Source organism: Inconstantimicrobium porci, assembly GCF_009696465.1.
GTDB classification, from domain to species: Bacteria; Bacillota; Clostridia; order Clostridiales; family Clostridiaceae; genus Inconstantimicrobium; species Inconstantimicrobium porci.
This window is the reverse complement of sequence record NZ_VULX01000001.1, coordinates 313,112-333,563: the sequence shown is the minus strand read 5'-3', so window position 1 is coordinate 333,563 and position 20,452 is coordinate 313,112. Positions and strand designations below refer to the sequence as shown.

The 20,452-nt window shown below is 31.0% G+C and carries 21 protein-coding genes; all 21 read right to left on the bottom strand.

Features of this window, described 5'->3' with window-relative positions:
• Nucleotides 1–98: 98 nt before the first annotated feature.
• On the bottom strand, nucleotides 99–1,010 hold the full coding sequence (locus FYJ33_RS01720; RefSeq protein WP_154530037.1) for a bifunctional riboflavin kinase/FAD synthetase: 912 nt from the start codon (nucleotides 1,008–1,010) through the stop codon (nucleotides 99–101).
• A 16-nt stretch (nucleotides 1,011–1,026) separates the two neighbouring features.
• Nucleotides 1,027–1,902, bottom strand: coding sequence for a tRNA pseudouridine(55) synthase TruB (gene truB / locus FYJ33_RS01715; protein ID WP_154530036.1), 876 nt, complete (start codon nucleotides 1,900–1,902; stop codon nucleotides 1,027–1,029).
• Nucleotides 1,903–1,905: 3 nt separating this feature from the next.
• Nucleotides 1,906–2,865, bottom strand: coding sequence for a DHH family phosphoesterase (locus FYJ33_RS01710; protein ID WP_154530035.1), 960 nt, complete (start codon nucleotides 2,863–2,865; stop codon nucleotides 1,906–1,908).
• Between the two features lies 1 nt (nucleotide 2,866).
• Nucleotides 2,867–3,214, bottom strand: coding sequence for a 30S ribosome-binding factor RbfA (rbfA, locus tag FYJ33_RS01705; protein WP_154530034.1), 348 nt, complete (start codon nucleotides 3,212–3,214; stop codon nucleotides 2,867–2,869).
• Between the two features lie 19 nt (nucleotides 3,215–3,233).
• Nucleotides 3,234–5,330 (bottom strand): translation initiation factor IF-2, encoded by a 2,097-nt coding sequence (infB, locus tag FYJ33_RS01700; RefSeq protein WP_154530033.1) that lies wholly within the window; start codon nucleotides 5,328–5,330, stop codon nucleotides 3,234–3,236.
• A 1-nt stretch (nucleotide 5,331) separates the two neighbouring features.
• Nucleotides 5,332–5,667, bottom strand: a complete 336-nt coding sequence (locus FYJ33_RS01695; protein ID WP_154530032.1) for a ribosomal L7Ae/L30e/S12e/Gadd45 family protein — start codon at nucleotides 5,665–5,667, stop codon at nucleotides 5,332–5,334.
• Nucleotides 5,657–5,926: an RNase P modulator RnpM gene (gene rnpM / locus FYJ33_RS01690; RefSeq protein ID WP_154530031.1), complete on the bottom strand. Its 270-nt coding sequence runs from the start codon at nucleotides 5,924–5,926 to the stop codon at nucleotides 5,657–5,659. Before rnpM ends, FYJ33_RS01695 begins: the two co-directional genes overlap by 11 nt.
• Before the next feature lie 26 nt (nucleotides 5,927–5,952).
• Nucleotides 5,953–7,032 (bottom strand): transcription termination factor NusA, encoded by a 1,080-nt coding sequence (gene nusA, locus FYJ33_RS01685; RefSeq protein WP_154530030.1) that lies wholly within the window; start codon nucleotides 7,030–7,032, stop codon nucleotides 5,953–5,955.
• A 20-nt stretch (nucleotides 7,033–7,052) separates the two neighbouring features.
• Nucleotides 7,053–7,514: a ribosome maturation factor RimP gene (rimP, locus tag FYJ33_RS01680; RefSeq protein WP_154530029.1), complete on the bottom strand. Its 462-nt coding sequence runs from the start codon at nucleotides 7,512–7,514 to the stop codon at nucleotides 7,053–7,055.
• 222 nt (nucleotides 7,515–7,736) lie between these two features.
• Complete coding sequence (gene ispG / locus FYJ33_RS01675) at nucleotides 7,737–8,786, bottom strand: flavodoxin-dependent (E)-4-hydroxy-3-methylbut-2-enyl-diphosphate synthase (RefSeq protein ID WP_154530028.1); 1,050 nt, start codon at nucleotides 8,784–8,786, stop codon at nucleotides 7,737–7,739.
• Nucleotides 8,787–8,797: 11 nt separating this feature from the next.
• Nucleotides 8,798–9,805, bottom strand: a complete 1,008-nt coding sequence (gene rseP, locus FYJ33_RS01670) for an RIP metalloprotease RseP (RefSeq protein WP_206046586.1) — start codon at nucleotides 9,803–9,805, stop codon at nucleotides 8,798–8,800.
• Between the two features lie 160 nt (nucleotides 9,806–9,965).
• Nucleotides 9,966–10,766, bottom strand: coding sequence for a phosphatidate cytidylyltransferase (locus tag FYJ33_RS01665; protein ID WP_154530026.1), 801 nt, complete (start codon nucleotides 10,764–10,766; stop codon nucleotides 9,966–9,968).
• Between the two features lie 18 nt (nucleotides 10,767–10,784).
• Complete coding sequence (locus FYJ33_RS01660) at nucleotides 10,785–11,546, bottom strand: isoprenyl transferase (protein ID WP_154530025.1); 762 nt, start codon at nucleotides 11,544–11,546, stop codon at nucleotides 10,785–10,787.
• 36 nt (nucleotides 11,547–11,582) lie between these two features.
• Nucleotides 11,583–12,140, bottom strand: a complete 558-nt coding sequence (frr, locus tag FYJ33_RS01655; RefSeq protein WP_154530024.1) for a ribosome recycling factor — start codon at nucleotides 12,138–12,140, stop codon at nucleotides 11,583–11,585.
• 13 nt (nucleotides 12,141–12,153) lie between these two features.
• Entirely contained in the window at nucleotides 12,154–12,867 is a 714-nt protein-coding gene (gene pyrH / locus FYJ33_RS01650; protein ID WP_154530023.1) for a UMP kinase, read from the bottom strand.
• Nucleotides 12,868–12,960: 93 nt separating this feature from the next.
• Nucleotides 12,961–13,875 (bottom strand): translation elongation factor Ts, encoded by a 915-nt coding sequence (gene tsf, locus FYJ33_RS01645; RefSeq protein ID WP_154530022.1) that lies wholly within the window; start codon nucleotides 13,873–13,875, stop codon nucleotides 12,961–12,963.
• 68 nt (nucleotides 13,876–13,943) lie between these two features.
• A complete protein-coding gene (gene rpsB, locus FYJ33_RS01640) occupies nucleotides 13,944–14,645 on the bottom strand; it encodes a 30S ribosomal protein S2 (protein ID WP_154530021.1) in 702 nt (233 codons plus the stop codon).
• A 159-nt stretch (nucleotides 14,646–14,804) separates the two neighbouring features.
• Complete coding sequence (gene codY / locus FYJ33_RS01635) at nucleotides 14,805–15,584, bottom strand: GTP-sensing pleiotropic transcriptional regulator CodY (protein WP_154530020.1); 780 nt, start codon at nucleotides 15,582–15,584, stop codon at nucleotides 14,805–14,807.
• Between the two features lie 119 nt (nucleotides 15,585–15,703).
• Entirely contained in the window at nucleotides 15,704–17,821 is a 2,118-nt protein-coding gene (gene topA, locus FYJ33_RS01630; protein ID WP_154530019.1) for a type I DNA topoisomerase, read from the bottom strand.
• Nucleotides 17,822–17,873: 52 nt separating this feature from the next.
• On the bottom strand, nucleotides 17,874–18,920 hold the full coding sequence (gene dprA / locus FYJ33_RS01625; protein ID WP_154530018.1) for a DNA-processing protein DprA: 1,047 nt from the start codon (nucleotides 18,918–18,920) through the stop codon (nucleotides 17,874–17,876).
• A complete protein-coding gene (locus FYJ33_RS01620) occupies nucleotides 18,921–20,450 on the bottom strand; it encodes a YifB family Mg chelatase-like AAA ATPase (RefSeq protein WP_154530017.1) in 1,530 nt (509 codons plus the stop codon).
• Between the last annotated feature and the right edge of the window lie 2 nt (nucleotides 20,451–20,452).

Below are 20,452 nucleotides of genomic sequence, written 5' to 3'. Positions count from 1 at the left end.
ATCCCCTAATGCCAAGAAGTAAGTTGGCAGTTCTTAAATCATAGCCTTAGGTTCTCGACAGTTATTATAGCATAAACATAAATACTTGTAAATGAGTTTTATATGTTAAAAGGCTGAGATTTTGCAAAATTTTTATCTTTTTTTAATTGAGCCTTTAATGCATCTAAAGAATCGAACTTTTTTTCATCTCTAATTTTTTTTATAAAGAACAAAGTAATATGTTTATCATATAAATTGCCTGAAAAATCAAGAATGTAAGTTTCAATAGTAAGTTTATTTCCAGATACAGTAGGATTATTTCCTACTGAAGTAATTGCTCTATATAATTTTTCGTTATATTCCACATTAGTATAATATACACCTATCGCAGGAATTACAAAATCCTTATCATATTTTAAATTTGCTGTAGGGAAATCAATTTGTCTACCGATTTGCCTTCCCTGTACAACGATTCCTTCTAAGCTATATTTTCTGTTCAACATTATATTAGCTTCTTCTAAATTTCCGCTAGATATAAGGTTCCTAATCTTTGTACTGCTTACTATCTGATTATTAACTTTACATGGAGGCATAACTTTTAACATAAAATTATACTTTGTGCTTAGCTTTTCTAATAAGTCAATAGTACCCATATTCTTATATCCAAATCGATAATTAAAACCAACTATAATTCCTTCGATATTATATTCACTGATAAGATTTAAAATAAAATCTTCAGGACTAGTCTTCATTAATGTTTCATCAAAATTAACCAGTTTAATGATATCAACTGACTTTTTCTGAAGTGTTTTAACTTTATTTGTATTAGTCATTAATAATTTAGGTGCTATATCTTTATTTATTAGTTTTAGAGGATGATTTTTGAAGGAATAAAGCATACAATAACAGTTATTTTCTATTGAAAGCTTAACTGCTTCATCAATTAGACTCATATGCCCAATATGAAGTCCATCAAAATTACCAAGTACAACATATATACCTTTATTTTTATTATAAATATTATAGTTCATAACATATCCTTCTATTTTATAATAATAACTTATCCATTTTAAAAGCTCCGTTTTTATAAAGTCCAATACCTATAAAATCACTAGATTCATTGTATACTCTATAGAAAACATCTTCTTTAAGTTTTTCTTTAGTAATTTTGGGGTTATTAACTTTTACTCCATTCATCAGAAGCTTTGAAAAATAATTATCAACATAAATTGCTGGAAATACGTTGAGTGCTTCATCCATAGAAATTATATAATCATTTATATTTTCCGAAGTCAAATCGTTCATGCATATTCCATCTTTAATATTAAACTTACCATTAGCAGTTCTTTTAAGATCTGTCATTGTTGCACCAATACCTAAGTCTTCACCGATATCATAACATAAACTTCTTATATAAGTACCTTTTGAACAATTAACTTTCATAGTAACATAAGGTATATCTATGTTAATATCAGAAATAGAGTATATCTTTATGTCTCTTGCAGGTCTTTCAATTTCTATGCCCTGTCTTGCTAATTCATATAATCTGACACCATTCTTTTTAAGTGCTGAATACATAGGAGGAACCTGTTTAATATCACCTACAAATTTATTAATTGAATTCATTATCATTTGTTCAGTGATATTAGAATAATCATATTCCTTTAAAACACTGCCTTCAAGGTCATATGTATCAGTTACTACTCCTAATTTAAAACGAACTTCGTATTCTTTATTGTTAGTCATAATAAAGTCAATTATTTTAGTTGCTTTACCAACACATATTGGCAGAACACCTTCAGCTTCAGGATCAAGTGTTCCTGTATGTCCTACCTTTTTTATGCCAGTAATCTTTTTAATGTATGAAACACATTTAAATGAAGAAATTCCTTTAGGTTTTATTAAGTTAATTATGCCATTCATCTATTAATCCAACTCTTTCGCAAATTCATTTAATATTTTATCTTTTACCTCAGAGAGAGTACAATCATTAAATGTAATTCCTGAGGCTTTGATATGGCCGCCACCGCCAAACTTTTCAGCAATATTTCTGACATCAAATTCATTTTTAGATCTAAGACTTACCTTTACTCCGCAATCTGTTTCTTTTAGAAGAACAGAAACTTCTGTATTTTCAACCTGTAAGCCATAAGATACTAAATCGCCTGTATCCATATTGTCTATATTTAATTCATTAAGCATTTGTTTTGTTACATATAAAAGAATTAATTTACCATTAAAAAGAAGTTTGCAATCATCAAGTACTCTACCAATTAGTTTCAGTTTTGAAAATGGTTTATTATCAAATAAAGCACTATGAATTTTTGTATGATTTATATTATAATTTAGCAGATTAGATACAACCCTATGTGTGCTGCTTGTTGTATTTGAATGTCTGAAAGAACCTGTATCAGTTAAAATACCAGTATATAAACATTTAGCTATTGATGTATCAAGTTCAATATCAAGTTCATTTAGAAGAGAATAAATGATTTCGGATGTTGCAGATGATGAAGAATCAACATAATTAAAACGACCATACATATCATTTGTTATATGATGATCAACGTTTATTATCATACCTGTAAAGTCAGATATATCGCATGATAATCTTTCTTCATTTCCACAGTCAAGTGCAATTAATATATCAGAATTATTCTTAGGTTTTGTATTGTGTCCAGCTATCTCCATAGATAAAGGAAGGAAACCTAAATTATCAGGAGTTAAATCCCTGCTAATAATATAAGCTTCCTTACCTAATTTTCTTAATCCTTGAACAAGAGCCATAACACTACCACAAGCATCACCATCTGGTGAAACGTGATAAGTTACACCAAATGAATGATTAGCTTTTATAATGTCTGCAATTTCGGATAAAGAATTCATATTATTTATTTATTTTCTCCAATAAAGAATCAATGTGCATTCCATGTTCTATGGAATTATCAAGTTCAAAAATTATTTCTGGAGCATACCTAAGATTAACTCTATGACCAACTTCTCTTCTAATAAATCCACAAGCATTCTTTAATGCTTCAAATGATGCATTTTTTTCTTCATCACTATTAGCAAAAATACTTATATATACCTTTGCATATCTTAAATCTTTAGTTACATTTACATCAACAACACTAATCATTGCTGTTAAACGTGGATCTTTAATTTCAGTTCTAATTATATCGCTTATTTCCTTCTTGACTTCTTCATTAATTCTACCAGCTCTATATTTTGCCATAGACTATCACCTTCTTTGTCTAAAGTTCTTTTCTTACTATTTCCTGCATAGTGTATGATTCAATCACATCACCAATTTTTATATCATTAAATTTCTCAATAGTAAGTCCGCATTCATATCCTGCATTTACTTCTTTAACATCATCTTTAAATCTCTTTAATGATGATAACTTACCTTCAAGAATAACAATACCATCTCTTATTACACGGATATCATTATTTCTGTTTATCTTACCGTCTAGTACATAACAACCAGCAATTGTACCAACGCTTGATATCTTATAAGTTTCTCTAACTTCTGCTTTACCAACTATAACTTCTTTATATTCTGGTTCAAGCATACCAATCATAGCAGATTTTATATCTTCTATAGCTTCGTAGATTACTCTGTAAGTCTTAATGTCTACGCCTTCTTTATCAGCTGCAGATACTGCTTTACTGTCAGGTCTAACATTAAATCCTATGATAACTGCATTAGATGCTGTAGCTAAAGTAACATCAGTTTCTGTAATAGCTCCAACAGCTCCATGGATTACTCTTACCTTTACATCATCTGTAGAAAGCTTTTCTAATGAAGATTTTATAGCTTCAACTGAACCTTGAACATCAGCTTTAACTATAATAGTTAATTCTTTTACAGTACCTTCTCTTATCTGATTATAGAAGTCTTCAAGTGAAACTCTATGTGAAGAATTTAAGTTATCTTCTCTAACCTTTTGTTTTCTAGCTTCAGCCATTTGCCTAGCTGTCTTTTCATCCTTAACAACATGGAATCTATCTCCAGCTTCAGGAACTTCTGATAATCCCAAAATTTCTACTGGTATAGATGGACCAGCATTTTTGATTTTTTTATGAGAATCGCTAAACATAGCTCTTATTCTTCCATAAGTACTTCCAACAATTATAGAATCTCCAGAATGAAGAGTACCATTCTGCACTAATAATGTTGCAACTGCTCCTCTGCCTTTATCAAGTTGAGCTTCTACAACTGTACCATTAGCTTTTCTGCTAGGATTAGCTTTTAATTCTAGCATTTCAGCAGTAAGTAAAACCATTTCTAGTAAGTTATCTATACCTTCATGTGTTTTTGCTGAAACAGGAACACATATAGTATCTCCACCCCAGTCTTCAGCAACAAGGCCATATTCAGTTAATTCCTGCTTAACTCTGTCTATGTTAGCACCTGGTCTATCAATTTTGTTGATAGCAACTATTACAGGAACATTAGCAGCCTTACAGTGGTTGATAGCTTCTACTGTCTGTGGCATTATACCATCATCAGCAGCAACAACAAGTATAACTATATCTGTTATCTGTGCTCCACGAGCTCTCATTGCTGTAAAAGCTTCATGTCCTGGTGTATCAAGGAATGTAATCTTTTCATCGTTTAATCTTACAGTGTAAGCACCGATATGCTGTGTTATACCACCGGCTTCTGAGCTTGTTACTCTTGATTTTCTTATAGCATCAAGTAAAGATGTCTTACCATGGTCAACGTGCCCCATTACTGTTATAATAGGAGGTCTCTTAACCTTGTTAGCATCATCATCCTCTTCATGTTCCTGAGCTTCTTCTGCTAACCTATCATCTAAGTCTTCTTCTTTTTTAACTAGTTCAACATTGTATTTTTGTGCTACCTTTTCAGCAATTTCAAAATTGATTTCTTGATTGATAGCAGCCATAACACCACTTAACATTAAGTTCTTAATTACGTCAGCTATTGGCTGATGCAATTTAGACGCCAAATCACTTACAGTTATAGTTTCATCAACTTCTATAATATCACTAACTTCATCACTATTTAATGAAATATTATCTTTATTAGCTTTATTTGATTTGTTGTCTGTATTTTTCTTCTTCTTATTCTTTTTAGCTAAGTTTACAACTTCTTCTTCAGCAATCTTTTCATATTCATCAACAATGTTTTCACATTCTTTTTCATTATCATCTTTTGATGAATCCTGTAGTAATTCCTTTATAAGTTCGGCATCCTCATCTTCAATAACACTCATATGATTTTTAACTACAACATCAAATTCATCCTTTAATAGTGCTATTAACTTTTTGCTTGATATGCCTAATTCCTTTGCTAACTCATATACTCTAATTTTAGACAATCTATTCACCCCCGATTGTTTTTTGCGACATAACAGAATTGAAATTTTCCTGTAGCTTCTTTGCCATATTGTTATCTGTTATCGCCATAACGTTTATTTCAGCTCTTCCAAGTGCTGTACCAAGTTCTTCTTTCGAATAATACTGAATATAAGGTATATTGTTTTTATCACATAAAAACATGAAATTTTTTTTGCTTTTTATAGATATATCATTAGAGAAAATCACCAAATAGATTCTTTTCTTATACTTAAAAGCTTCTTCACATTTGTTATACCCTTCCACGACATTACCTGTCTTTTTAACCAGACCTAAAAAAGCTAAAAACTTATTCTGCATCCAGTACCTCATCTCTCAGCTTATTATATATTTCATCACTAATAGCTGTATTTAAACTTTTATTAAGTTTTTTTGTTTTGAATGACTTTTCCAAGCATTCTTTGTTTCTGCATATATATGCACCTCTACCAGACTGCTTACCAGTAGTATCAACTACTACATTACCATCAGGAGTTTTAACTATTCTGATAAGCTCCTTTTTTGGTTTCATTTCCAAACAGCCAGTGCACATTCTCATAGGTATCTTCTTTTTTTTCAAAATCATCACACCTCTGCTTTAAAAATTTATTCACTTAAAGTTTCTTCAGTTGATGGTTCTTCACTTACTTGAGATTTGCTTTTGATATCAATTTTCCAGCCTGTTAGCTTTGCTGCAAGTCTAACATTCTGACCTTCCTTACCTATAGCAAGTGATAATTGATTATCATCAACTACTACTTTTGCAGATTTATTTTCTTCATTTACTTCAACATCAAGAACTTTAGCAGGGCTTAAAGAATTAGCTATGAACTCTTCTGAAACCTTACTCCATTTAATAATGTCTATCTTTTCATTTTTAAGTTCATTTACTATGTTTTGAACTCTACTGCCTTTTGCACCTACACATGCACCCATAGCATCAACATTTTCATCATTTGAGTATACAGCTATCTTTGTTCTTGAACCTGCTTCTCTAGCTATGTTCTTTATTTCAACTATACCGTCAAATATTTCTGGAACTTCTAATTCAAATAATCTTTTAACAAGACCAGGGTGTGTTCTTGATACTACAACCTGAGCGCCCTTGTTTCCGTTTTTAACTTCAACTATATATAACTTATACTTTTCATTAAAGTTATATTCATCAGTGCACATCTGTTCAGATGGAGTGATAATACCTTCAAGCTTTCCCAAATCAACATAAACGTTACCTTTTTCTTTTCTAGTAACAGTTCCTGTGATTATATCATATTCTTTTTCGACGTATTCATTGTATACGATATTTCTTTCAGCTTCTTTAATTCTTTGAACAACTACCTGTTTGGCAAGCTGTGCAGCAACTCTTCCAAAATTCTTTGGTGTTACTTCAATATCAGCTATATCGCCTATCTGGTATTTAGAATTTAATTCTTTTGCTTCTTCGATGCTAATTTCTACAACATCATCAAATACAGTTTCTACAACTTCTTTCTGTGCAAACACATGAAATTCACCAGTTTCTCTATTCATATAGACTTTTACATTCTGAGCCTGGTTTCCTGTATTTGAATAATTCTTTTTATAAGCTGCAACTAGTGCGTCATCGATAGTGTTAAATATCAGATCTTCACTAATACCTTTTTCTTTTACTATTTCTTTTAATGCACTTATAAATTCCTCATTCATTATGATACCCCTCCTTATGTCTATAAATCCCCTTCTAAGTTAATAGACTTTATTTTTTCTCTTGATAGTTCAATATCTTCACCATCAACATTTAATGTAACAGCATCATCAGAAAAATCTTTTAATATTCCTTTAAGATGCTTTTTGTTATCTATAGCTTTAGATAATTTTACTTTTACATCGCTTCCAGTATATTTTTTCATATGTTCATCAGTAAACAGCTGTCTGAATATTCCTGGAGATGATACTTCAAGATGATATGAATCTTTTATAGGATCTTTTTCATCAAGTAAATCACTAACTAATCTACTTACTTTCTCACAATCAGTTAATGTGATACCTTCTGGTTTATCTATATATATTCTAAGATAGTAATCATTGTGGTCTTTAACGTATTCAATGTAATATAATTCATATCCTAACTGTATAACTATAGGTTCAACCATTTTTGTTATATCAGAAACTAAGTTGTCTTTTAACATATTCAGAATCTACCTCCTCATTTATTTATATTATTAGTATAACCAAACAATTTAATGAGTAATAATTTTAACATATTAAAAATTACTCAAACAAATAGAAAGAGCGGGCTTATATTCCCACTCCTCACCTTAACTATTAGTAACACTTTATAATCTTATATTAACATAGTAATATTATTAATACAAGAAGAATTTGTCTAATAGCATCATATTAGTCAACTTTTACATGTTTTCTACTTCTTTAATTAATTCGTCAACTAATTCACTTTCTTTGACCTTTTTTATTATTTCGCCTTTTTTAAATATTAATCCTACGCCATTTCCGCCGGCTATACCTATATCTGCCTCTTTAGCTTCTCCTGGTCCATTTACAACGCATCCCATAACTGCAATTGTAATATTTTTTTTGCAGTCTGCAAGTCTCTTTTCAACTTCTTTTGCAATATTAATTAAATTAATCTGTGTTCTGCCGCATGTAGGGCATGAAATAAATTGTATACTATCTTCTTTATAACCAAAAGACTTAAGAAGTTCTTTTCCTACCTTTATCTCTTCTATAGGATCATCTGTAAGTGAAACTCTTATTGTATCGCCTATACCCTCTGCTAATAAAGTTCCAATACCAATACTTGATTTGATTGTTCCTCTAAATGCAGTTCCTGCTTCAGTAACTCCTAAATGAAGAGGATACTTTATTGTTTCAGAAGCCAATCTGTAAGCTTCAATCATTCTTACTACATTGGCTGATTTAATTGAAACAACTATATCATGAAAATCAAATTTTTCTAATATACGAACGTGTCTTAACGCACTTTCAACTAATGCTTCAGGTGTTGGAGAACCAAATTTTTCAAGAATATCTTTTTCTAATGAACCTGAATTAACACCAATTCTTATAGGAATATTTTTTGCTTTAGCTGCATCAACAACACATTTTATTCTTTCTTCTGAACCAATATTGCCAGGATTTATTCTTACAGCTGAAATTCCGTTTTTAATACATTCAAGTGCTAATTTATAGTCAAAATGAATATCAGCAACTACTGGAATAGGTGAACCTTTCACAATTTCCTTTATTGCTTTAGCTGCTTCCATATCAGGAACAGCACACCTTATAATATCACAGCCAGCATCAGCAAGCTGCTTAATCTGGTTTAATGTTTTTTCCACATCTCTTGTATCTGTATTTGTCATAGATTGTAATGTAACTTTTGAACCTCCGCCAACTGCAACATTACCTACCATTACTTTTCTCGTATGTTTTCTATTCATCTAATCACCTACTATAACTTAATTGGAAATAAAATATCTTTAATCATAACAAACACCATAAAGGCCATTAATATCATGAAACCTATAGTATTAATAAGTTCAACAGCTTTTTCAGGAAGTTTCTTACGTGAAATAAGTTCAAATAAAATCATTAATATCCATCCTCCGTCTAATGCAGGAAATGGAAGTAAATTCATTATTGCAAGCTGAATTGTTATAAATCCAGTAAAGTATATAAGATTCCATATACCTGATTTTACAACTTCATTTGATACTCTGACAATTGTAACAGGACCACCAATATCTGTTTTAACATTACCTTTGCCTGTAAGCAGCCTTCCAAGAGTATGATATGTCTCCACTATTGAAGAAATACTCTTATTAAAACTATGCTTTATACTTGTAAGCACTGAAGGATTTCTATTTGTGTTAAAAGCTATTCCTATAAGATATTGTTTATCTTTAAGAACAGGAGTTACTATAGTACTATATTTTTTATCATTTCTTACATAACCAATATTTATTTGAGAGGATTTATTTGCTGAAATATTCATTATTATATCATCAGTAGTAAACACCTTCTTATTGTTTACTGATACGATTTTATCTCCACTCTTTAAACCTGCACTATATGCAGGCATATTCTCCTGAACACTATTAATACTAGTTTTGCTGAATCCAAAATTAAATGAAATAATAGAAAATAAAAATATACCAAACAAATAACTCATTAGTGGACCTGCAGCTACAATTAATAATCTCTGAATCGGTTTTTTTCTTGGGAGTGAATTTTCATTATTAATATCTTCACTCATTTGTACGCTACCACCAAAAGGTAGTATCTTTATGTTATAATCTGTGCCATTGTGCTTAATGCCACATAATCTTGAACCAAATCCAAAGGAAAATTGTTCAACATCTACTTTGTTTATCTTAGCCAAAACAAAATGGCCTAATTCATGTACAAAAATCAACAAACTAAACATAAGTATTATCAATAAAATATTTACTACATTCAACTGAATGCCTCCTTTAATAAGAATTTCATTATGTTGTTTAATTATTCTATTGTATAATATTGAGAATTTATTTGCAACCATACAAACAATCACTATTATGTATATTTACTTAACATAAAAATATACAAAAAATCTCGCTTAAAATAAGCGAGACTTAATATTAAAGCATAACAATAAATTTTAAATAAATAAATATTACTACAGCTGAATATAGTATACTATCAAATCTATCTAGTATTCCGCCATGACCTGGAATTAAATTGCTATAGTCTTTTACATCAGAATGTCTCTTAATCGATGATGCCACTAAATCACCAAATTGAGAGAAGACTCCACATACAGCACCAATTATAAAGTAATGTATCAATGCAACATCAGTTACATTAAACTTATTTATCAGTACAAGACCGTAAATACCACAAGCAATACTTGCTCCAATAAGTCCTCCGACAGAACCTTCTATAGTCTTCTTTGCACTTACTTCAGGATTTAGTTTATGTTTTCCGAATAATCTTCCTGTATAATATGCCGTAGTATCACATAACCATGATGATATAAATATTAACCATACGAGAAAATTACCATCTTTCATATTATTAACTAAGTATATAAAACTGAAGAACACTCCAACATATATAAAACCTAAAATAGTAACTGAAACATCAATATATGTTATGTCGTGCTTTAAAACTGGAATGCACATCATAAAGAATGTAGCCAAAATCAGTATATAAGCTAATATTTCAAAATTATTATTGCTTAAATAAAATAATAACAATAATGCATAACCAAATATATCGAGTGTTTTTACCTTTGAAATTTTTGCAACTTTATAAAATTCATATAAACCTGCAACTGAAAGAACTATTGTAAAACCTTTAAGATATAGTCCTCCTAAAAAAACAAAGATAATGAAAGGTGCAAGCATTGCAGCTCCTATATATCGTTTATTAATTTTCATCCTATATTCCTCGATTTTCTACTTTTTTATTCCGCCAAATCTTCTATCACGATGCTGATAATCATAAATTGCCATCTCTAAATCTTTTTCTGTAAAATCAGGCCAATTAATATCAGAATACCAGAATTCAGAATAGGCGCATTGCCATAACAGAAAATTACTTAATCTCTGTTCTCCGCTTGGTCTTATTATAATATCAGGATCGGGCATTTCTGCAGTATACAAATAGTTATTAAACAAATCTTTATCTATATCATCTATGTTCATACCTTTTTCTGATATATCTTTATATAGTCTCTTAACTGCATAAATAATTTCATCTCTACCACCATAGTTGATAGCTAGAGTTAAAACAAGACCAGTATTATTTTTAGTCTTTTCATATGCATCTATTAATTCCTTCTGACATATTTCAGGCAGTTTGCTTATATCACCAATATGATTAATAACAACATTATTACTATTTAGTTCATCAAATTCACTTTTTAAATATTGTGCTAACAACTTCATTAGTGAATTAATTTCATCTTTAGGTCTTTTCCAATTTTCTGTCGAGAACATATAAAGTGTTAAGTATTTAACTCCAAGCGAGTTACACTTCTTAACAACAGTTCTTACAGTTTCTACACCTGCTTTATGTCCCATTACTCTAGGAAGTTTTCTTGCCTGTGCCCATCTTCCATTACCGTCCATTATTATAGCAATGTGCTTTGGAATTTTTTCAAAATCTAATGTTATATCCTCATTTTCTGTTTTATTGGAAGAAAATAAATTTAGCATATACAAAACCTCCCTAATAATAAAAAAATGATATAACTAAATAGTCATTATTTCCTTTTCTTTATCAGCTAATGCAGTGTCAATCTGCTTGATATAATTATCAGTTATCTTCTGCATGTTATCTTCACCTTTTTTAATTTCATCTTCTGATAAATCTGATTCTTTCTTTAGAGCTTTAATTTTATCATTAGCATCTCTTCTGATTGATCTTATAGCTATTTTAGCATCTTCACCTGTTTTCTTTACAGTTTTAACTAATTTCTTTCTAGTTTCTTCAGTTAATTCAGGAACTACAAGTCTTATAATAGTACCATCATTAGAAGGATTTATTCCCAAATCTGATTTTAATATAGCTCTTTCGATTTCCTGTAACATTGGTTTTTCCCAAGGTGATATAACGATCATTCTTGGTTCTGGTGCAGATACATTTGCAACCTGGCTTATAGGACAAGGACTTCCGTAATAATCAACCTGAATTCTATCAAGCATACTTGGGTTAGCTCTTCCAGCCTTCATAGTAGAAAGATCTGAATGTAAAACTTTAAGTGTTTTTGTCATCTTTTCTTCTGCTGTTTTAATAATGTCTTTAATCATAAAAATCCTCCTTTTATTTGCTTGAAACTAATGTTCCAATTTTTTCTCCTTTAATGGCTCTTAATATGTTTCCTGGTTCATCTAAACCAAAAACTAATATTGGAATATTATTATCCATACATAAAGATGTAGCAGTAGAATCCATTACCTGTAACCCTTTTTCTAATACTTCTAAATGAGTTAAAGTGTCAAACTTCTTAGCATCGTCAAACTTATGTGGATCCTTATCATATACACCATCAACTTTTTTAGCTAATAAGATTACATCTGCTTCGATTTCAGCTGCTCTTAATGCTGCAGTTGTATCAGTTGAGAAATATGGGTTACCAGTTCCAGCAGCAAAAATTACTACTCTGCCTTTTTCCAGGTGTCTCATTGCTCTTCTTCTAATGAATGGTTCTGCTATTTCCTTCATTTCTATAGCTGTTTGTACTCTAGTCTTAACACCTAAAGATTCAAGCGAATCCTGTAATGCTAATGCATTAATACATGTAGCAAGCATACCCATATAATCAGCAGTAGTTCTATCCATACCTTCACCACTTCTGCCTCTCCATATGTTACCGCCACCAACAACAGCTCCTACTTCAACTCCAAGATCAACAAGCTGTTTTACTTCTTGAGCAATTCTCTTAGCTACGTTAAAATCTATACCAAATCCATTTTCACCTGCTAATGCTTCTCCAGATAATTTTAGTATAACTCTATTATATTTACAAGATTCCATTTTTAATTTCCTCCCTACATTTTATGTATTATTTTATTTAGAGCACCGTCCTATACTCTAAAAAAAGAGAACACGTAGTGTCCTCTTAATATATTACTTTCCTTTAACCTGATTTGCAACTTCAGTAGCAAAGTCAACTTCTTCTTTTTCTATTCCTTCGCCTCTTTCGAATCTTACGAATCTATTAACAACAATTGGAGAACCAAGTTCTTTTGACTTTTCATCTACGAATTTAGCAATGTTCTTGTCGCTATCTTTAACCCATGGCTGATCCATTAAGCATACTTCTTTATAGTATTTCTTAATTCTTCCTGCAACCATTTTTTCAACTATATTTTCAGGTTTTCCTTCATTTAGAGCTTGAACTCTGAATATTTCTTTTTCTTTTTCTAATGATGTTGCATCAACTTCATTTTCATTTAGGAATAATGGGTTTGCAGCAGCAACCTGCATTGCAAGGTCCTTAGCAACTTCTTCCACTATTTCGTTTACTTTGTCAGAAGAAACTTCTACAAGAACACCAATTCTTCCACCACCATGGATGTAGCTGTGAACCATTCCATTTTCTACTGAGAATTTCTTGAATCTTCTAATGTTCATGTTTTCTCCAAGCTTAGCGATTAAAGCAGTTAAAGCTTCTTTAACTGTTTGAGTTTCATTGAACATTTCTCCTTCGAATTCTTCAACTGTAGTAGCACTTGTCTTAGCAACCATTTCAGCTATCTTATCAGCAAAATTCATGAAATCTTCGTTAGCAGCAACGAAATCAGTCTCACAGTTTAATTCTAAGATTGCACCTGTCTTCTTATCTTCAGATACATAAGTCTTAACAATACCTTCAGCAGCAACTCTGCCAGCTTTTTTAGCAGCTGCAGCTAATCCCTTTTCTCTTAATATCTCTATGGCTTTTTCCATATCACCATTTGATTCTGTTAAAGCCTTTTTACAAGCCATCATTCCGGCTCCAGTTCTTTCTCTTAATTCTTTAACTAATTGTGCAGTTACCATTGATAATTCCTCCTTAAATTGTTTTATAAAAGGTAAATGAAAATTACTTCATTTACCTTAAATGAAAACTATTCAGCTAATTGTTCGCCTTGTCTTCCTTCAATAATAGCATCAGCCATTTTAGCAGTTATTAATTTTACAGCTCTAATAGCATCATCATTTCCTGGAATAACATAATCAACGTCATCTGGATCACAGTTAGTATCTACGATAGCTACTACTGGTATTCCTAAAATCTTAGCTTCAAGAATAGTATTTCTTTCTTTTCTTGGATCAACAATGAATATAGCTCCTATGTTATTAGCATCAAGATTCTTAATACCGCCAAGGTTCTTTTCAAGCTTTTCCATATCATTCTTAAGCTTTATTACTTCTTTCTTTGGAAGAACTTCGAAAGTTCCATCTTCTTCCATCTTGTGTAATTCAGCAAGCTTCTTTATTCTACCTTTGATAGTCTTGAAGTTTGTAAGCATACCACCTAACCATCTGTTGTTAACGAAGTGCATGTTTGATCTTACAGCTTCTTCTTGGATAGCTTCTTGAGCTTGTTTCTTAGTTCCTACAAAAAGTATATCCTTACCTTCTGCTGATACTTCTTTGATGAAGTCATATGCTTCTTCAACTTTTTTTACTGTTTTTTGAAGATCTATTATATATATTCCGTTTCTTTCTGTGAATATATATGGAGCCATCTTAGGGTTCCATCTTCTTGTTTGATGTCCAAAATGAACACCTGCTTCTAATAATTGTTTCATTGAAATTACTGACATTTTGTACCCTCCTAATTTTGGTTAGTCCTCCACTATCCATAAATCTTATTGAATACCAAGCCGTTGTACTTGCTATGGCACCTATCAATAAGCAAGATAATGTGTGTATTTTATTACCTTAAAAAGCATATCACAATATTTATAAGTAATCAACATATTTTATTTTATTTTTTTTAATTCATCTATAAGTTTTTCATTTAGTATTTTGATGTGAGTTCCCTTCATTCCAAGACTTCTGGATTCAATAACTCCCGCACTTTCAAACTTTCTTAAAGCATTAACAATAACTGAACGTGTTATTCCAACTTTATCAGCAACCTTTGAGGCAACAAGAAGTCCTTCATTCTTACCATCTAGTTCCTCAAAAACATGCTCAATTGCTTCAAGTTCTGAATAAGATAAAGTGCCTATTGCTAGCTGAACAACTTCTTTCTTTCTGATATCTTCTTCTAGTTCATCTTTTTTTGCTCTTAATATTTCCATCCCTACAATTGTAGCTGAATATTCTGAAAGAACTAAATCGTCATCATCAAATAATGTGCCGAACCTTGCAAGAATCAATGTTCCTAATCTTTCCCCATTACCCAATATAGGTACTATTGTAGAAACCTTTCCGTTTCTATCGCATATGCCCATGTTTTCAAAAACACAATCACCTTCGCTCTTAATGTTAGCTTTTGTTTCTGAAATATCTAATAATTGATTATTATAGCTTGTGGGAAAATATTTATCCTGAGTAACCTGTTTTTTCATAATTTTACACTCAAAACCTTGTGAAAAGTTAAACCCGATTACTTTCCCTTTTCTGCTGGCTATATATACATTACAAACAAGAATATCACTTAAAAGTTTACATATATCATCAAACGCAAGTTTTTCACTTCCTGTTTTCTGTAATATCTTATTTAGTCTTCGAGTCTTATCTAATAAAGTTGACATGCTTTTCCTCCCGACACATTTAATGTGATAGTATTATTTACTGAATTTTTAAAATATTCTTAAAACAATACTATCATATAAAATGAGCTTTTTCAATTAAATAGTATATCGTTCGACATTTACTCTTGAACATCTTTCTGCTCTTTTACTTCCCTATGTTTACATTCGCTGTTAGTGCATTCAACATAATTTCCTAAAGATTTTGAATATTTCTTCACCATATAAGAACCACATTCTGGACATTTATCTTTAACAGGTTCATTCCAGCTTACAAAATCACACTTAGGATAGTTTGAACAGCCAAAGAACTTTTTACCCCTCTTACTTCTTTTCACAACAACCTTTCCACCACATTTTGGACATGGGGCTTCAGCTTCAATTACTATTGCCTTTGTATTCTGACAGTCTGGGTATCCTGGACATGCAAGGAAATCACCAAATCTTCCATGTTTAATTACCATCATTCTGCCGCATTTATCACAAGGTACATCGGATACTTTATCTTCTATAATTATCTTGCTCATCTCTTTTTCAGCTATATCGATGTCTTTCTTTAATGGGGTGAAGAAATCATGAACTATTTTAGTCCATTCTTCTTTTCCTTCTTCTTCGATAGAATCAAGTTTTCCTTCCATTGATGCTGTAAAATCTATATCAACAATCTGTTTGAAGAATTTGCTGACTATATCATTTACTATGTTTCCAAGTTCAGTAACAAGAAGATTCTTTCTATCTCTTTCAATATATCTTCTATCTAGCAGTGTAGATATTGTAGGAACATAAGTGCTTGGTCTTCCTATGCCCTTTTCTTCTAGAAGTTTTACAAAAGATGCTTCAGTGTATCTTGCAGGTGGCTGTGTAAAATGCTGTTTTGGTTCAATATCAATGCATTTTAATACTTCATTTTCATTTATAACTGGAAGTAATCCATGCTGTTCTTCTCCATCTGCTACATATTCATACACCTTCATGAAACCTTCAAATTTTATAGTAGATCCACTAGCTTTTAATTTGTAATCACCATTTGTAATCTCAATTGAATTTGTATTTAAAATACAATTGCTCATCTGGCATGCTACAAATCTATTCCAGATAAGAGTATATAATTTAAGTTGGTCTCTGCTTAATGTTTCCTTTGCTACTTCTGGTGTAATGTCGATATAAGTTGGTCTAATTGCTTCATGAGCATCCTGAATATTTTTCTTTCCTTTGAATACTCTAGCATTCTGAACAGCATAATCATCACCATATTTACCCCTAATGAATTCTAAAACACTTGAAGAAGCTTCATCAGAAATTCTGACAGAATCAGTTCTCATATATGTTATAAGACCTACTATACCATGTCCTTTAATATCAATACCTTCATATAACTGTTGTGCCAGTGACATTGTCTTTTTAGTTGTGAAATTTAACTTTTTGCTGGCTTCCTGTTGCAATGTAGAAGTTGTAAAAGGTGGCAATGGGCTCTTAGATTTTTCAGCTGTCTTAGTCTTAGTTACTATAAAATCGTTGTTTCTTAGTGCTTCTACAATTTCATTAGTAGTTTTTTCATCGTTTATCACTACTTTTTTACCTTTGTAAGCAGTAAGTTTTGTTGTGATTTTTTTATTGCTTTTACTTAATATACAATCAATTGTCCAATATTCCTCTGGAACAAACTTTTTTATTTCCTCTTCCCTATCGCATATAAGCTTCAATGCAGCAGATTGTACTCTACCAGCACTAAGTCCCCATTTTATGTTTCTCCATAATAATGGACTAATTTCATATCCAACTAATCTATCAAGAATTCTTCTTGCCTGTTGAGCATTCACTAAATTTTTGTTCACTGTACGTGGATTTTTAATGGAATTCTTTACTGCATTTTTAGTTACTTCATTAAATTCAATTCTGCATTTATCATCTTCATCAATTTTAAGAATATTTGCTAAATGCCATGAAATTGCTTCTCCTTCACGATCGGGGTCGGTAGCCAGATAAACTTTATCGCTTTTTTTGGCTAATTTCTTCAACTTATCAAGTAGATCTCCCTTACCTCTAATTGTTATATACTTAGGATTAAAATTATCTTCAACATCAACACCAAGCTGACTTTTTGGAAGGTCTCTTACATGTCCCATTGAAGCTTCTACAATATAATTCTTGCCTAGGTACTTTCCTATTGTTTTAGCTTTTGCAGGAGATTCTACTATAACTAATTTTTTGCCTGTTTTCTTTGCTGTTTTTGCTTCCATATTATTCCCTCAAAATATTAAAATATTTCGAAGCTTTCACCCCCTAATATTATTAATCTATTTTAGCGTAATAATTACCACTTAATAAAACTATTTCATTTTCAATTTGCAATTCAAATAATAACTCATAAATTATTGATATGTCAATATCGCTATTTCTTATTATTTGGTTTATGCTAAGAGGTCCTCTATCAAGGAGTTGCAAAATTCTTTTTTTTACACTACTAGTATATTCATTTTTTACTTTTTTACGTTTGATTTTTAATTTTTCTATTATGTCATTAAAATTGCATATAGGAACTGCTCCATCATAAATCAATCGATTAGTTCCTGTACTCTTTGGAGAAAATATAGATCCAGGGAAAGCATATATATCTTTTCCCTGATTAAGTGCGTAATCTACAGTAATAGATGTGCCACTTTTTTCACCGCCTTCAACTACAATTAATTTATCGCATAAACCAGATATAATCCTGTTTCTTCTTGGAAAATTATAAGGTTTAGGTTGTTGATTAGGAAGAAATTCGCTGATAATACACCCTTTTTTCTCAATTTCTTTAAACACTTCTTTATTATTTGGGGGATAGCATACAGATAAACCATTCCCCAGAACACTTATTGTAATGCCATCATACTTTAGAGTATTTTTATGTACAAGTGAGTCAATACCTCTTGCACCACCACTTATTGTATTAACATACCCATTGCTAAGCTTCTGACATAGAACTTCTGTTATTCTTCTACCATAATCTGTGCAATCTCTTGAACCTATTATTGATATATTATCATTGCCATTAGTAAGAACATTAATATTTCCTTTATAAAATAAAAAAGCTGGAGGATCATCAATATACCTTAAAACCTTTGGATAATCATCGTCATATATACTTGTAAATTTAATGTTTTCATTCTGCATAATATCGTATAGTTTAGCTACTTCATCATCTTTAATTTTTCTAATCTTATTTATTATTTTCAAATCATATATATTATCAGTTAAGTTTTTATCTACTGCTATATTTCTATACATACTTATCCTTGTTCTATTGTTCACTGCACAGATTGCTACCTGTAATTTTTTATATAATTCTATATTCACTTATATTACCTCTCCATCGATAAATCTTCTATAGTTTACAGCTTCAATCACATGCTTTTTTTCAACGTTTTCACATTGATCAAGATCTGCTATAGTTCTTGCTACACGAAGTATTTTATCTATACCTCTTGTACTAAGATTATATTTTGAATAGATTGTATCCGTAAAATCTGCAAGCGAACTATCTTTTAATATATCATTTATAATTTGTTTATGGGTCATCTCCGAATTGCTATTAATATTATTATTTTTATATCGTGACTTCTGCATATATAATGCCCCTTCAACTTTCTTTTTCATTTGTGCAGAAGTTATATTGTTATCTTTCTTAAGCTCATCAAATTTTATATTAGGAACAAATATAAACATATCTATTCTATCAAGTACAGCTTTTGAAATCCTGTTTATATAATTATGACGCTGTCTTTCTGTACATGTACACATATCAGATTCACTACCATTCATATATTTACCACATGGACACAAATTCATAGCTGCAAGTAGAATAAAATCAGCTGGATACGTTATGCTCCCTTTAACTCTTGATATAGTGATGTTCTTATTCTCTAATGGTTCTCTTAATGCATCAAGACGTTCCCTTCCAAACTCAGGAAGTTCATCTAGAAAAAGCACACCATCATGTGCTAGTGTAACTTCTCCTGGTATAAGCTCACTTCCTCCTCCAATTAGTCTACTCAGCGTAGTTGTATGATGAGGGCTCCTAAATGGTCTACTGTATATAACTGGATTATCAGAATTAAGCAGTCCAGAAGAACTATATATTCTTGTTACGTCTATATATTCTTTCTCACTGAGATCAGATAGTATTGTGGGGATTCTCTTAGCAAGCATGCTTTTACCACATCCAGGAGGACCATATAATATCAGATTATGATTTCCAGCAGCACATATTTCTAAAGCACGTTTTGCCTGTTCCTGACCGAATACATCACCATAATCGACAACTTCATTCTTTCTGATATTTATAACTTTTCCGAAGGTTTCTGCTGGCTTCATATCCTGATTAATTAAGAATTCACATACTTGTTTTAATGTATAAAATGGATATATATCTGCATTATCAACAAGAGTACCTTCTTTACAATTTTGCTGTGGTATAATAAATGAATTTATATCATTATTTACACCGTTGATTACTACAGGAAGAACACCCTTAACTTTTCTCAATGTCCCATCTAGAGACAGTTCACCGAGAAAAATATATTTTTCAATATTATCTGATTTTATCTGGCCACTCTCTAAAAGTATTCCAATTGCTATTGGCAAATCTATAAGTGAACCGACTTTCTTAATATCTGCAGGAGCTAGATTAACAACAATTCTCCCTAAAGGGAATATAAATCCAGAATTAATTATAGCAGCTCTTACTCTTTCTTTAGATTCTTTAACTGTAGTACTTGCCAGACCTACAATTGTGAAGTTAGGCAATCCTGTACTTATATTAACTTCAACATTTATTTTCACACCCTCACAGCCTCTAAGAGTTGAACTCATTATAACAGTTGACATTA